The sequence below is a fragment of the Inquilinus sp. YAF38 genome (assembly GCF_052113205.1).
In the GTDB taxonomy this organism is placed as follows: Bacteria; Pseudomonadota; Alphaproteobacteria; order DSM-16000; family Inquilinaceae; genus Inquilinus.
In genome coordinates this window covers 13511-27794 of the sequence record NZ_JBFRCU010000010.1, presented here as the reverse complement: position 1 = coordinate 27794, position 14284 = coordinate 13511, and the positions used below count along the sequence as shown (strand labels likewise).

The 14284-nt window shown below is 68.6% G+C and carries 13 protein-coding genes; 5 read left to right on the top strand and 8 right to left on the bottom strand.

All coding sequences use genetic code 11. The features are described 5' to 3' along the window. Positions 1-60: 60 nt before the first annotated feature. Positions 61-1587 carry a trimethylamine methyltransferase family protein gene (locus tag AB4Z01_RS06605; protein ID WP_441691828.1) on the bottom strand — a complete coding sequence of 509 codons (1527 nt, stop codon included), beginning with the start codon at positions 1585-1587 and terminating at the stop codon, positions 61-63. A gap of 209 nt (positions 1588-1796) precedes the next feature. Here AB4Z01_RS06605 and AB4Z01_RS06600 point away from each other — a divergent pair, with 209 nt between their 5' ends. Both AB4Z01_RS06600 and AB4Z01_RS06595 read left to right on the top strand, forming a co-directional pair. Continuing rightward, complete coding sequence (locus AB4Z01_RS06600; RefSeq protein ID WP_441691826.1) at positions 1797-2921, top strand: 2OG-Fe(II) oxygenase; 1125 nt, start codon at positions 1797-1799, stop codon at positions 2919-2921. Between the two features lie 95 nt (positions 2922-3016). After that, positions 3017-4105 carry a helix-turn-helix transcriptional regulator gene (locus tag AB4Z01_RS06595; protein ID WP_441691824.1) on the top strand — a complete coding sequence of 363 codons (1089 nt, stop codon included), beginning with the start codon at positions 3017-3019 and terminating at the stop codon, positions 4103-4105. 21 nt (positions 4106-4126) lie between these two features. Here the strand turns inward: AB4Z01_RS06595 and AB4Z01_RS06590 are convergent, their stop codons facing one another. Continuing rightward, the gene (locus AB4Z01_RS06590; RefSeq protein ID WP_441691822.1) at positions 4127-6184 is read right to left on the bottom strand and encodes a beta strand repeat-containing protein; all 2058 of its coding nucleotides are present in this window, start codon (positions 6182-6184) and stop codon (positions 4127-4129) included. 238 nt (positions 6185-6422) lie between these two features. On the opposite strand from AB4Z01_RS06590, the gene AB4Z01_RS06585 reads away from it, so the two are divergent. Next, positions 6423-7727: a hypothetical protein gene (locus tag AB4Z01_RS06585; protein WP_441691820.1), complete on the top strand. Its 1305-nt coding sequence runs from the start codon at positions 6423-6425 to the stop codon at positions 7725-7727. Between the two features lie 38 nt (positions 7728-7765). Here AB4Z01_RS06585 and AB4Z01_RS06580 read toward each other — a convergent pair whose 3' ends face one another. The 4 genes from AB4Z01_RS06580 to AB4Z01_RS06565 form a co-directional block, all read right to left on the bottom strand. Beyond that, a complete protein-coding gene (locus AB4Z01_RS06580; RefSeq protein WP_441691818.1) occupies positions 7766-8437 on the bottom strand; it encodes a carbonic anhydrase in 672 nt (223 codons plus the stop codon). A gap of 103 nt (positions 8438-8540) precedes the next feature. Then, positions 8541-10586, bottom strand: a complete 2046-nt coding sequence (locus AB4Z01_RS06575; RefSeq protein WP_441691816.1) for an ASKHA domain-containing protein — start codon at positions 10584-10586, stop codon at positions 8541-8543. 119 nt (positions 10587-10705) lie between these two features. Next, positions 10706-11617 carry a methyltetrahydrofolate cobalamin methyltransferase gene (locus AB4Z01_RS06570; protein ID WP_441691814.1) on the bottom strand — a complete coding sequence of 304 codons (912 nt, stop codon included), beginning with the start codon at positions 11615-11617 and terminating at the stop codon, positions 10706-10708. Between the two features lie 106 nt (positions 11618-11723). Then, positions 11724-12026: a virulence factor gene (locus AB4Z01_RS06565; protein ID WP_441691813.1), complete on the bottom strand. Its 303-nt coding sequence runs from the start codon at positions 12024-12026 to the stop codon at positions 11724-11726. Between the two features lie 145 nt (positions 12027-12171). On the opposite strand from AB4Z01_RS06565, the gene AB4Z01_RS06560 reads away from it, so the two are divergent. Together AB4Z01_RS06560 and AB4Z01_RS06555 are read left to right on the top strand one after the other, a co-directional pair. After that, positions 12172-12468 carry a FitA-like ribbon-helix-helix domain-containing protein gene (locus tag AB4Z01_RS06560; RefSeq protein WP_441691811.1) on the top strand — a complete coding sequence of 99 codons (297 nt, stop codon included), beginning with the start codon at positions 12172-12174 and terminating at the stop codon, positions 12466-12468. Then, entirely contained in the window at positions 12465-12902 is a 438-nt protein-coding gene (locus tag AB4Z01_RS06555) for a type II toxin-antitoxin system VapC family toxin (protein ID WP_441691809.1), read from the top strand. The genes AB4Z01_RS06560 and AB4Z01_RS06555 overlap by 4 nt, the downstream gene beginning before the upstream one ends. 18 nt (positions 12903-12920) lie before the next feature. Here the strand turns inward: AB4Z01_RS06555 and AB4Z01_RS06550 are convergent, their stop codons facing one another. Together AB4Z01_RS06550 and AB4Z01_RS06545 are read right to left on the bottom strand one after the other, a co-directional pair. Further along, positions 12921-13553, bottom strand: a complete 633-nt coding sequence (locus tag AB4Z01_RS06550; RefSeq protein ID WP_441691808.1) for a DUF1638 domain-containing protein — start codon at positions 13551-13553, stop codon at positions 12921-12923. An 11-nt stretch (positions 13554-13564) separates the two neighbouring features. Continuing rightward, positions 13565-14269, bottom strand: a complete 705-nt coding sequence (locus AB4Z01_RS06545) for a corrinoid protein (protein WP_441691806.1) — start codon at positions 14267-14269, stop codon at positions 13565-13567. Between the last annotated feature and the right edge of the window lie 15 nt (positions 14270-14284).

Genomic DNA, 14284 nt, shown 5'->3' with positions numbered 1-14284 from the left:
GATATCTGAGCACACAGAGACCGTCAGCCGGCCGCACCGGTAGCGTTTGCAGGCGGTCTCTCAGTCGCTCGGCACCCCGCCCTCTTCCTTGCGCTTCGCGACGAAGGCGTCGAGCTCCTCGGCGATGGCGGGGTCGAGCGGCGGCGGCTCGTATTCGGCGAGGATGCGCTTGTACAGCTGGTGCGCCCGCTGGGTGGCATCCGGCGCCCCGACCTCTTGCCAGCTCTCGAAGTTGCGCCAGTCGGACAGCAGCGGCGCGTAGAAGGCGGTCTCGTACCTCGCCAATGTGTGCTGGCAGCCGAAGAAATGGCCGCCCGGCCCGACCTCGCGGATGGCATCGAGGCCGAGCGTATCGTCATCGACCACGATCGGCTTCAGAAACTCCCTCATCGTCTGCACCAGCTCGGCATCGATGATCATCTTCTCGAAGCTGGCGCGCAGCCCGCCTTCAAGCCAGCCGAGGCTGTGCATGACCATGTTGGCGTGCCCCTGCACCGCGGCCCACAGCGACACCATGCTCTCATAGGTCGCCTGGGCATCGACCGCGTTCGAGGCGTTGGTGTTGGAGGATCGGTAAGGCAGGCCGTAGCGCCGCGCCAGCTGGCCGCCGGCCAGCGCCGCCTTGGCGTATTCCGGCGTGCCGAAGGCCGGGGCGCCGGACTTCATGTCGACATTCGAGGTGAAGCCACCGTACATCACCGGCGCGCCGGGCTTGATCAGCTGGATCAAGGCGATGGTCGCCAACGCCTCGGCGTTCTGCTGCGCCAGGGCGCCGGCCAGCGTCGCCGGGGCCATGGCGCCGGCCAGGGTGAACGGCGTAACGGTGACGATCTGGCCGGCCTGCGCCATCTCGATCAGGCCCTCGATCATCGGCCCGTCCAGGCGCAGCGGCGAGGAGGTGTTGACCACGGTGAACAGGCTGGGCTCGCGCTGCAGCTGCTCGCGGCTGATGCCGCGGGCGATGCGGGCGATCTCGATGCCGTCGCGCATCCGCACCCGGCCCAGCGCATAGGCATGGAATGGCTTGTCCGACAGGGTGACGAAGGCGCGTAGGGCGTCGAGATGACGAGTCGAGGGATGCAGGTCCACCGGCTCGACCGGATAGCCCCCGAAGATGTGCATCGCGTTCAGCGCCTGGCCGAGGCGCAGCAGGTTGCAATAGTCGCGGTAGTTGCCGACCCGCCGCCCGCCTTCGATGTCGGAAACGTTCGGGGCCGAGCCGACCGAGGCGAAGACGATCGAACGGCCGCCAATTCGGACGTCCCGCTCCGGGTTGCGGGCGTGGAAGGTGTAAGCGGACGGTGCCTTCGCCACCGCGTCCAGCACCAGCCCGCGATCGAATCGGACGCGGCGGCTGCCCGGCGAAGTCTCGGCCCCGGCACGCCGCAGGATCTCGATCGCCTCGTCGTGCAGGAAATCCATCCCGATCTCTTCGAGGATGGTGAGTGAGGCGTCGTGGATTCGCTCGATCTGGTCGGCCCGAAGCACCTCGACCGGCGGCATCGGATTCTCGACCAACTGCCAGGGCAGCTGGGCAAGGCCGCCCGCACGGTCGCGGCGACGGGGCGTGGTGCGGGTGCGGCTCATCCTGACCTCGTCTCGATCTCGGGCGAATCCCGTTGCTCAACCCTGGCATGATCGGTGGGAAGCACGCCGCCCGGATTCGCCATGCAGCAGCCTCGTCGCGACACGCATCGGGCATATCGCGACATGTGACATCGGGCACGACGGCGGCCATAATCCTGCTGTAATATGCGAGCAGATCGCAACTGCATCGCATTTCCGTGGAGGATTGAATGCCCCGTCTGCTGGAGCCCGGTGATCCCGCTCCGCTCTTCGTGGTCCCGACGCCGCAGCGGCCGGATTTCCGCTTCGATACGGTGGCCGGACGCTACGTCGTTCTCAGCTTCTTCGGCTCGGCCGGCGACGCGCAGTCGGCGCGGCTGTTGTCGGCGATCGCGGCCGAGGTCGGGCCGTTCAACGACGGCCACGCCGCCTTCTTCGGCGTCAGCCAGGACAAGGACGACGCCCAGCCGGGACGGCTGCCGACCCGCGTCCCCGGGCTGCGCCACTTCTATGATTTCGATCGCAAGATCGCGGCCTCTTACGGCGTCGACCAGCGCAAGTTCAGCTACGTGCTGTCGCCCGGCCTGCGCGTGCTCGCCCGCTTCCCGATCGAAGACGGCGTCGAGCATGCCAAGATGCTGACGGAGTTCGTCAGCCGGCTGCCGCCACTGACCCGGCTGGGCACGGCCACGCCGGGCGCGCCGGTGCTGGTGGTGCCGTATCTGTTCGAGCCGGAGTTCTGCCGCGCCCTGATCGACTACTACAACAAGGTCGGCGGCGAGGAGAGCGGCTTCATGCAGTCGCTGCCGGACGGCCGCACTGCCGCCGCGGTCGACCATGCGCACAAGAAGCGCAAGGACGCGACGATCGAGGACGATACGCTGCGCTTGGCCATGAAGGCCCGGATCGAGCGACGCCTGGTGCCGGAGATCAAGAAGGCGTTCCAGTTCAACGCCACCCGGATCGAGCGCTACATCGTCGCCTGCTACGATTCCGGCGAGGGCGGCTATTTCCGCGCCCATCGCGACAACACCACCAAGGRCACGGCGCATCGCCGCTTCGCCGTCACCATCAACCTGAATGCCGACGAGTTCGAGGGCGGCGAGCTGCGCTTCCCCGAATATGACCGCCACAGCTACAAGGCGCCGACCGGCGGTGCGGTGGTGTTCTCGTGCTCGCTGCTGCACGAGGCTTTGCCGGTGACCAAGGGCACGCGCTACTGCACCCTGCCCTTCCTGTATGACGAGGAGGGCGCCAAGATCCGCGAGCAGAACCTGTCCTATTTCGCGGATGACGGCCTGCGCAGCCAGCTCGAGCGCAACCTGCTGGGCAAGGAGGCGACGGCCGCCGGCTGACCGGAGGGGCACGCCTTCACCGCTGATCGGCGCGGCTCCCGTTTGGTCCGGTTTGGTGTAAATTCTCTCGGTCGGGCACGGCTGGGCTTCTGAAGATGCTTCGGTTCGACGCGGTGCATCGTGCGGTCGAAGGGCTGATGGAGGGGGCGCTGATCGGCGCCCCCTGGGACGAGCCGTTGCTCGAACTGGCCCTGGCCGTCGAGGCGGCCGGTGCGACCCTGGTGCGGACTCAGCCGGGTTCCAGGGACATCGTGCTGCCGACCCGGTCGATCGCGGCCCCAGTCGCCGAATACAATGCCGGCCTGCACCCGCCGGATCCCCGCAGCCGGCGTGTGGTGATGACGCTGGATGAGGGTTTCAAGACCGATTTCGACCATTTCGCGACGGAGGAGATCGAGCGGGACCCGTTCTATGCGGAGTTCCTGCGCCCGCACGGCCTGCGCTGGCACGCCTGCGCCCTGATCGCCGGAACCCCAGGCGACGGCGTGTTCCTGAGCCTGAAGCGGTCGCCGCTGCGGGACCCGTACCAGGCGGAGGAGATCGCGGCGCTGGACCATGTGCTGCCGCGGCTGCGCGCTGCCGCGCTGATCGCGCCGGCGATGGTCGAGACCCGGGCCGAGGACCAGGCGCAGATCTTCCAGCGCCGCGGCGAAGGCGTCTTCCATCTCGACCGGCAAGGCCGGGTGCTGCGCATGAACGCGGTCGCCGAGGGCATGCTGGGCCATTCCGTCCGGCTGGCCGGCGGACGCCTGACCGCCTGTTTCGCCGACGAGCAGCCGGGCGTGAGCCGGATCGTCACCGCGGCGACCACCCTCGGCCAGCCCGGCTTGGTCCGCCTGACCAGCCCGGACTCCGCATCGCGCCCGCTGCTGCTGGCAACACCGAACATCGGCGCCGGCCGAGACGTCTTCGCCGCGACCGCCGCCCTCGCCGTCCTGGTCGATGCGCGGCGACACCCGGTGATGGCGCCGCCGCTGCCCCGGCCGGTCCGCGACGCCTTCGGCCTGACCCCGACCGAAAGCAGCGTCGCCGCCCTGCTGGCCGCGGGCCTGTCGCCCGGCGCCATCGCCGCCCATCTCGGCATCGGCCGCGGCACCGTGCGCAATCATCTGAAGTCGGTTCTGCACAAGACCGACACGACCCGGCAGGCCGAGCTGGTGGCACTCCTGTCCCGGCTGCAGTGAGGGCCTGCCGGGCTGCTGCCGTTAGAGCACGAAGTCGATCGCGCCGAGGGCCAGGGCGCCGCTGATCTCGACATGGAAATCCGAGACCTTGTCGCCGTTCACATCGCCGGCGACCACCGTCGTGCTCCCGACGTTGCTGTAGCGCAGCTGTCCGGCGACGCCCGTGTACAAGCCGGTGCCGATGAAGGCAAAGGCCTGATCACCGACAACGGTTGTACTGGCGTCGATCCGCGACAGGTCGATCCGGTCCCCCTCGACCTGCGACAGGCCCGTGATCACGTCGCGATCGGCGGTGGCCGGGCTGTCCCCCAACACGGACAGCACGAACCGATCGGCCCCGCCGCCGCCGGTCAGCAGGTCCTTTCCCGCACCGCCGTCGAGCACGTCGGCGCCCGCGCCGCCGATGAGCGTGTCATTGCCGGCCGCGCCGTTCACGGTCTGGCCGCCGGCGACGCCGGCCAGGGTGACGACGTCATTGCCGGCCGAGCCGCGGATCTCGTCGATGTTGCTGATCGATGCGCCGGTCAGGTCCGCCGTGCCCGCCGCCGACAGGATCAGGATGTCCGGCCCGAACCCGGCGACGATGGTGGAGAAGGCGCCAAGCTGCGCCGCGGTCAGGGTCACGGTATTGCCGCCGCCGGCGAGATCCAGCTCCTCGATGCTGGTGAGGGTCGCGAGGCTGAGAGTCACGCTGCCGGACAGGCCGCCGGTGGCGAAATCCAGCCGGTCGTCATCGACGCCGCCGTCGAGCTTTTCGGCCAGGCCGCTGATCTCGGACAAGGAGCCGAAGCGGAAGACGTCGTAGCCGAGACCACCGTTCAGGGTATCGGCCCCCTGGCCGCCATAGAGGATGTCATTGCCGACGCTGCCCCACAGCGTGTCTGTGCCGTCGCCGCCGTTGAGCACGTCGGCACCGCTGCCGCCCGAGATGACATCGTTGCCGGCAACGCCGTTCACGACCTGGCCATTGACGACGCCGGTCAGGGTGATCACGTCGTTGCCGGCCGAGCCGCGGATCTCGTCGATGTTGGCGATCGAGGCGCCGGTCAGGTCCGCCGTGCCCGCCGCCGACAGGATCAGGATGTCCGGCCCGAACCCGGAGACGATGGCGGAGAAGGCGCCGAGCTGCGCCCCGGTCAGGGTGACGGTGTTGCCGCCGCCGGCGAGATCCAGCTCCTCGATGCTGGTGAGGGTCGCCAGACTGAGATTGACGCTGCCGGACAGGTTGCCCGTGGAGAAATCCAGCCGGTCGTCGTCGGTGCCGCCGTCGAGGCTCTCGGCCAGGCCGCTGATCTCGATCAGCGAGCCGAAGCGGAACACGTCATAGCCGATGCCGCCGGTCAGGGTGTCAGTGCCCTGGCCGCCATAGACGATATCGTTGCCGGCGCCACCCGCAACTCCATCCGCGCCGTCGCCGCCGTTGAGCACATCCGCGCCATTGCCGCCAATGATCACGTCATTGCCGCCGACGCCGTTCACGATCTGGCCGTTGGCGACGCCGGCCAAGCCGATCACGTCGTTGCCGGCGGAACCACGGACCTCGTCGATGTTGCTGATCGAAGCACTGGTCAGGTCGGCCGTGCCCGCCGCCGACAGGACCAGAACATCCTGGCCGAAGCCGGCGCTGATCGTCGAAAAGGCACCAAGCTGAGCCGCGGTCAGGGTGATGGTGTTGTTGCCTGCGCCCGAGATGTCCAGCTCCTCGACATTGGCGATCGTCGCGAGGCTGAGATTGATGGTGCCGAAGGCACTGCCGAAATCCAGCCGGTCATAGTCGGCCCCTCCATCGAATGTCTCGGCCAGGCCGCTGACCTCGGATGCCGCCTCGAAGCGGAAGATATCGTAGCCGACGCCGCCGCTGAGATTGTCCGTCCCCTGGCCGCCATAGAGGATGTCGTCGCCGCTGCCGCCGGAGATCGTGTCGTTGCCATCGTCGCCGTAGATCAGGTCGTTGCCTTCAGCGCCGGAGATGGTGTCGGCGCCGGTGGTGACGCCGGTCACCGGATTCCCGCCGCCCGACCGGCCATCACCGGCCCGGTGGATGAAATCACCCAGGGAAGTGCCCGTCACGTTCGCCATAATCCCTCCTTAGACCATGATTGCGCCGGGCCATGGCATCGCCTTCACCCGCTTGGGAGGCAGCCCCCGCAAGTGCGTCGATTCTAGGGGTGGCCTGCGGCGTGCGTCCCGTCCCAAACGGGATGGGAGCTGGCGGCAATCCAGAGCCGCCGCTGCCGCATGGCTCCGCTCTGGCCCTCCCGCCCCCCGCCCCGTTAGCCTCCGCATCGTTCCGCCACGACCGCGCCCGGAGACGGCCATGCAGCGCCTCGACACCATGATGACAGACGACCTCCGCGCCTTCCGGCGACAGGCGGGCGACCGGCATGCGGCCTTCCGCGCCCGCGGGCTGAAGCTGGACAGCAGCCGGGGCAAGCCGTCGGCGGAACAGCTCGACCTGTCGAACGCCCTGCTGTCCCTGCCCGGGCCGGACGGATACAAGGCGGCCGACGGCAGCGACTGCCGCAACTATCTCGGCGACGTCCGCGGCCTGCCCGAGGCGCGGGCCCTGTTCGCACCGATGCTGAGCGCGCCGGCGGAGCAGGTGCTGGTCGGCAACAACTCCAGCCTGACGCTGATGCACGACATCGTCGCCTTCGCGCTGCTGCACGGCGTGCCGGACGGCGACAGGCCCTGGGCGGCGCAGGGGCCGATCACGTTCCTGTGCCCGGTGCCCGGCTATGACCGGCATTTCGGCATCTGCGAGGGTTTCGGCATCCGCATGATCCCGGTGCCGCTGACCGGGCACGGACCGGACATGGATGTGGTCGAGCGGCTGGCGGCGCAGGACCCGTCGGTCAAGGGACTATGGGCCATACCGAAATACAGCAATCCGACGGCCGAGACCTATTCGACCGAGACGGTGGAGCGGCTGGCGGCGATGCCCACCGCGGCCCCGGACTTCCGGCTGTTCTGGGACAACGCCTATGCGGTGCACCACCTGACCGACCGGCCGCATGTCCTGTCGAACATCCTGGAGGCCTGCGCCCGGCGTGGCCACGCCAATCGGCCCTTCATCTTCGGCTCGACCTCGAAGATCACCCTCGCCGGCGCCGGCCTGGCGCTGTTCGCGAGCTCGGCCACGAATCTGGACTGGGCACGCACGCATCTGTCGCGGCAATCGATCGGGCCGGACAAGCTGAACCAGTTGCGTCACGTCCGGTTGCTGCGGGACGAGGCCGGCATCGCCGCGCTGATGGAGCGGCATCGGCAGATCATCGTGCCGAAGTTCCAGCGCGTGCAGGCAGTGTTCGCCGACCATCTCGGCGGCAGCGGCGTCGCCCGCTGGACCGAGCCCGAGGGCGGCTACTTCGTCAGCCTGGACGTTCGGCGCGGCTCCGCCCGCCGGACCGTCGCCTTGGCGCAGGAGGCCGGGGTGGCGATGGTGCCGGCGGGCGCGACCTTCCCGTACGGCCGCGACCCGGACGACCGCAACATCCGCATCGCTCCGACGTTCCCGGAGCTGCCGGAGGTGGGGCTGGCCGCCGAAGGCGTGGCGCTGTCGGTGCTGGTGGCGACCAGCGAGGCCATCCTGGCCGAGCGCGAGGCCGGCGGCGGCCACTGAGCCGACTGAGGCACCGGGCCGCTATGGCCCGGTGAGGCTCAGGGGCAGCGGATGGCCGCGAGCCCGCCGCGCCCCTCCTCCGCCACCGGCTCGAATTCGCCGGTGTCCGGGTCGCGCACCAGCAGCCGGCCCGAGGCGACGCCGAAATAGGCTCCATGCAGTTGCAGCTTGCCGCGCCCGACCAGAATCGAGACACAGGGGAAGGTCATCAGGTTCTTCAGGCTGAGCTCGACCGAGGCGAATTCGAGCCGGCGCAGATAGCCGTCGCCGTCCTCCGGCTTGCGGGGACCGAGGCTTTCCGCCGCGGGGGCGATCTGCGACATCCAGCGGCCGATGAAGTCGCCCGGCGACAGCGGCTCCTGCTCGTCGGCGAAGGCGCGGATGCCGCCGCAATGGGCGTGGCCCAGCACCACGATGTGCTTCACCCGCAGCGCCTGGACCCCGAATTCGAGCGCGGCGCTGGTGCCATGCTGGGTCTCCCGGTCGGGCTCGTAGGGCGGCACCAGGTTGGCGACGTTGCGCACCACCAGCAGCTCGCCCGGCGCCGCGTCGAAGATGACCTCGGGCGACACCCGCGAATCGACGCAGCCGATGACCATGATCTCGGGCTTCTGCCCGGCCTCGGCCAGCATCTCGTAGCGGTTGCGCTCCGCGGCGAACCGGCCGCTGAGAAAGGCGCGATATCCGTCGGTAAGCCGTTCGGGAAACATGGCCGCTCTCACATCCACCTCGCCGCCTTACGATTATGACGGCAGCGTGGCAATAGCAGAGATGGCCTCGGGCGCCAACAGACCGAAGCCGGTCGCGGGTGCGTCAGCCGCGGCGCCGCCGCCGCCGTCCTCCCTCGCCATCGCCGCCCTCGGCCGTCTTCGGTGCCGGCAGGTCGACCACGGCGGCCAGGTTCGGGAAGGCGGCGGTCTTGTGCGGCAGCGCCATCGCCTCGACGAAATGCTGCTGGAACATCGGCTCGACCGCGGTCTCGATCTTCTCGACCCGTCGCACCACCTCCTCGATCTCGGCGCGGGCCGCGCGGCTGACCAGGGCGATGCGGGCGCCGGTGCCCGCGGCGTTCCCGCCGGCCACGACCTTGGTCAGGTCGCAATCCGGGATCAGCCCCAGCACCATGGCGTATTTGACGTCGATATGGCTGCCGAAGGCGCCGGCCAGGGTGATGCGGTCGACCTGGTCGACCCCCAGCTTGTCCATCAGCAGGCGCACGCCGGCATAGAGCGCGGCCTTGGCCAGCTGGATGGCGCGGACGTCGTTCTGGGTGACCCGCAGCTCACGCTCGCCGTCGCGGTGCAGGACGTAGCTGAAGGTGCGGCCGTCGGCGACGATGCGGTCGCTGCGCGCCGCCATGCCGCCGTCGATCACCCCGTCCTGGGTGATCACGCCGGCCAGGAACATCTCGGCCAGCACCTCGATGATGCCGGAGCCGCAGATGCCGGTGACGCCGGTGCGACGGACCGCCTGAGCGAAGCCCCCGCCATCCGACCACAGCTCGCTGCCGATGATGCGGAAGCGCGGCTCCAGCGTGTCGCGGTCGATCCGCACCCGCTCAATCGCCCCCGGCGCCGCCCGCTGGCCGGAGGAGATCTGCGCCCCTTCGAAGGCGGGGCCGGTGGGGCTGGAGCAGGCCAGCAGCCGGTCCTTGTTGCCCAGCACGATCTCGGCATTGGTGCCGACATCGACGATCAGCCGCAGCTCGTCCGATTTGTGCGGCTCCTCCGACAGGATCACCGCGGCGGTGTCAGCGCCGACATGGCCGGCGATGCAGGGCAGGATATAGACTCGGGCGTTCGGATGGATCTTCAGGTCGATCTCGGTTGCCCAGATGTTGATCGCCTGGTCGGTGGCCAGGGCGAAGGGGGCGCCGCCCAGCTCGATCGGGTCGATGCCCAGCACCAGGTGATGCATGATCGGGTTGCCGACCAGCGTCACCTCCAGCACGTCCTCGACCTCCAGCCCCGCCTGGGCGGTGACCCGGCCGGCGAGATCGTTCAACGCGCCACGCACCGTCTCGGTCAGCGCCTTGTCGCCGCCGGGGTTCATCATGATGTAGCTGACCCGGCTCATCAGATCCTCGCCGAAGCGGATCTGCGGGTTCATGGCGCCGCCCGAGGCGACGACCTCGCCGGTCTCGATGTCGCAGAGATGGCAGGCGATGGTGGTGGAGCCGATGTCGTAGGCCAGGCCGTAGATCTTGTCGCGGAAGCCCGGCCACACGGCCAGCAGGCGCTTCACCCGCTGCTCGCGCACCGCCACGGTGCAGGTCCAGCTGCCTTCGCGGAGAGCCTTCTGCAGCCGCTGCATCACCCGCAGGTCGCAATCCAGGCCGGTGATGCCCCATTGCTCGGCCAGCGCCTCCTCCAGCCGGCGCAGGTCGCCGGAGGGGTCGTGCATGTCGGGCTCGCGCACCTCGACATAGTAGAGCTTGACCGGCGGATCGACCTCGATGACGCGGTGCTCGGCATCCTTGCGGACGACCTGCTTGTGCACCTGGCTCTCGGGCGGCACGTCGACGACGAGGTCGCCCTGGATCAGGGTCTGGCAGGACAGCCGGCGGCCCGGCTTCAGCCCGCGCTTCTCGGCATAGCGCAGCTCGGCCGCCCCGGTCCCGGAGGCGTGGCCGGCGCGGGATTCGATGCCGTGCTTGGCGAACTGGCCGTCGCCGATCTCAACCTGGCAGCGACCGCAGATCGACCGGCCGCCGCACACGCTGTCGACATCGACGCCGAGCGACCGCGCCGCCTGCAGCAGCGGCGTGCCCAGCGTGAAGCGCCCGCGCCGGCCGGACGGCGTGAAGACGACCAGCGCCGTCTGCGTCGCGTCCTGGCCCGGCTGCGCTGCGTCGATCATGTTCATCATCAACCCGTCGTCATCACGGCACCCCGGCCAGCGGGTTCGACCTCGAACCCGCTAGATTAAAGCGTTTGCAGGATTTCGGCAGAAATCCTGCTTGGGCGCCGCCCGTCACGTCACTGCGCCCGCCGCCGGCGCCCTTCGCGGCCGCCGCGCGCACCCGCGGCCTCGGCGCCTTCGGCGGCCGGCTCGCGGTACTGGCGGATCCAGCGGGCACAATGCGGATCGTGCCCCATCATCGTGTCCGCACCCAGCACCGCCTGCAGGCTCTCCGCATGCAGCGGGTTGGTGATGGCCGAGGTCATGCCGGCGCCRATCGCCATGGTCAGGAAGGCGGCGTTCAGCCCGTGCCGGTTCGGCATGCCGAAGCTGACATTGGAGGCGCCGCAGGTGGTGTTGACCTTCAACTCCTCGCGCAGCCGGCGGACCAGGGTGAAGACCTGGCGCCCGGCGGTGTTGATGGCGCCGATCGGCATCACCAGCGGGTCGACCACGATGTCGGCATAGGAAATGCCGTGGTCGCGCGCCCGCTCGACGATCTTCTTGGCGACGGCGAAGCGGACGTCGGGGTCCTCGGAGATGCCGGTCTCGTCGTTCGAGATTGCCACCACTGCGGCGCCGTATTTCTTCACCAGCGGCAGCACCGTCTCCAGCCGCTCGTCCTCGCCGGTGACCGAATTGACCAGGGCCTTGCCCCTGTAGACGGCCAGCCCGGCCTCCAGCGCCGCGACGATCGAGCTGTCGATCGACAGCGGCACGTTGGTGATCGACTGCACCAGCTGGATGCATTCGGCCAGGATGCGCGGCTCGTCGGCCAGCGGGATGCCGGCGTTGACGTCCAGCATCTGGGCCCCGGCCGCGACCTGGGCCAGCGCGTCGGACTGGACCCGGCTGTAGTCGCCGTTCTTCATCTCCTCGGCCAGGATCTTGCGGCCGGTCGGGTTGATCCGCTCGCCGATGATGACGAAGGGCCGCTCGAAACCGATGGCGATCTCCTTGGTCGCCGAGCTGATCACCGTGTCCGTCATGCCCTGCCTTCGGATGCTGGAGTTCTGTGAGATCGAGGCTAGGAGGAACGCCCTTGCCGGGATCGTCTTGCAGCGGCATCGCCTGCCGCAGGCGCGTCAGAGCATCTCAGCCCGCGATGCCGCCGCTCTCGACCAGGGCGCGCAGCCGGACATCGTCGTACTCCGCCTCGATCCGCGCCGCGGCCGCATCGGCCTCGGCCTGCAGGTCGTCGCTGCACTCGACCGGCTCGGACTTCTTCCATTCCTCGAGATAGCTGTCGGCGTCGCGCGCCTTGCCGCGCATGGCGGCGCGGTCGATCGCATCCTGGAAGCGCTGCGACAGCAGTACCTTGGCCTGGTCGCGCCGGCCGGCCTTGGCAGTGACCTGGCTTGGGATGTCCCGCCAGGAGACGATGATGAGCTGCGGCATGGAAGAACCTACGGAATGTCGCGGGGACGTTAGCAATGCCCCGGCTGGGGCACGAGCGTGATTTTGCTCCGAAAGAGCGGTCGGGCTTCGTTCCATTTCCGACGGATGCAGAGCGGGATGCGATCCGCGTCGAGTTCGATCAAGTTTGAAATCGAGCAGCACCGATGCCATCATTGCTGGCAATGCAGTCAACGAGGCGACGATGCCCGGCAATCTCAGCATCCGGAATGTGGACGATGCCCTCATCGCACGGTTGAAGCGGCGGGCCGGTCGTCATGGGCGCTCGGCGGAAGCCGAGCTGCGGGAGATTCTGCGTCAAGCCTTGGCGACGGAGGATGAACCCAATTTCGAGGACCTGGCCGCACAGTTCCGGGCTTTGACCGCCGGGCGACATCACACCCCGGCCGAGGACCTCCTGCGCGAAAGCCGCGACGAACGGTGAGCGAATACGTCGTCGACGCCAGCGTCGTCATCAAATGGGTGGTCGGCGAACCGGAAACCGTCCTCGCTCTCGCCTTGAGGCAACATCGCCTTTCGGCCCCGGATCTCTTGGTGGCGGAATGCGCCAACATCCTCTGGAAGAAGGTCCGGCGGAATGAGCTGGCCGGCGATCAAGCTGTGTTCGCAGCCCGCCTGCTCGATCGAGCCGATATAGAGCTGGTTCCAGCGCGGGGGCTGATGGAAGCCGCCACGAGCTTGGCGGTCGCCTTGGATCACCCGGCCTATGACTGCCTCTATCTCTCCTTGTCGGAGCGCTCCGGCCGCCCGCTGGTAACGGCCGATACAAGACTGCTGAAGAAGCTGGGGACAACGCCTACGGGGATCTATTCGGGCCGGGTCATCGATCTGCGAACCGTCCAGGCATCGCGACCATGAGGGAGACCAAGCGCAGCTTCAAACCGCTTCCGCCACAAACTGCGCGAGCTCTCCATACCCCGTGAACCTGTACTCATAGGCCAGCCCCAGCCGATCCGCCGCGGCCTTTGCCTGGGCCTGCAGGGCCGGGTCCTCGGTCTGGGCCAGGTAGACCACCCGACGGTAGTTGCCGAAGATCACCGGCAGCAGCTCCGGGTGGCGGTCCAGCCCCATGCCTTCGACAATCAGGGCCTGGAAATGCCGGACCAGGTAGTCGGTCAGGAAGAAACTACCCGGCTCCTCGTCCATCAGCCGGTCGAAATCGGCCGATCCGGCGAAGAAGGCGTAGCAATGCGGGCCGCCGATGCGCTCGGCCCCCTCCTCCGCCAGCACCCGGTCGATGGCGCCGCCGCTGCCGCAATCGGCATAGGCGATGCGGATCCGGCTCCAGCCCATGGCGCGGGCGGTGCGGATGCGCCGGCGCAGCCGGTCGGCGATGCGCTCGGGCCGGTTGTGCAGGATGGCGGGCAGGCAAGTGACGGCAACGCGGTCCGCAATGCCGTTGGCACGGATCACGGCCAGCGTCTCGCGCGCCAGGGCGCCGCAGGCGATCAAGAGCGTCCGGTCCAGGCCGGGGGCGACCCCGGCGACGCCGAACCGCCCGTCCGACAATACAGGGGGCCTCAGGCCGTCGCGCTCTTCGCCTGGTTGTGCTTGCGCCGCATGAAGTCCTTGGCCGTCTCCACCGCCACCGCCGCGTCGCGGCAATAGGCGTCTGCGCCGATTTCCCGTGCGAATTCTTCGTTCAGGGGCGCGCCGCCGACGAGCACGACGTAGTCGTCGCGGATCCCCTGCTCCTTCAACGTGTCGATGACGACCTTCATATAGGGCATGGTGGTCGTCAACAGGGCGGACATGCCGACGATGTCGGGCTGATGCTCCTCGATCGCCTTCAGGTAGTTCTCGACCGGGTTGTTGATGCCGAGGTCGATCACCTCGAAGCCGGCACCCTCCATCATCATCGACACCAGGTTCTTGCCGATGTCGTGGATGTCGCCCTTGACCGTGCCGATCACCATCTTGCCGACCTTGGGCGCGCCGGTCTCGGCCAGCAGCGGCCGCAGCACGAACATGCCGCGCTTCATCGAATTGGCCGCCAGCAGCACCTCGGGCACGAACAGGATGCCGTCGCGGAAGTCGATGCCGACGATTCGCATGCCCTCGACCAGCGCCTTGGTCAGCACGTCGTAGGGCGTCCATTTGCGCGCGAGCAGGATGTTGACGCCCTCGACCACCTCGTCGGCGAGGCCATCATAGAGGTCGTCCCACATCTGCTCGACGAGCTCTTCGTCGCTCAGCGCGTTCAGGTCGATATCGTCATCCGCCATGGGGGCCCTCGATCG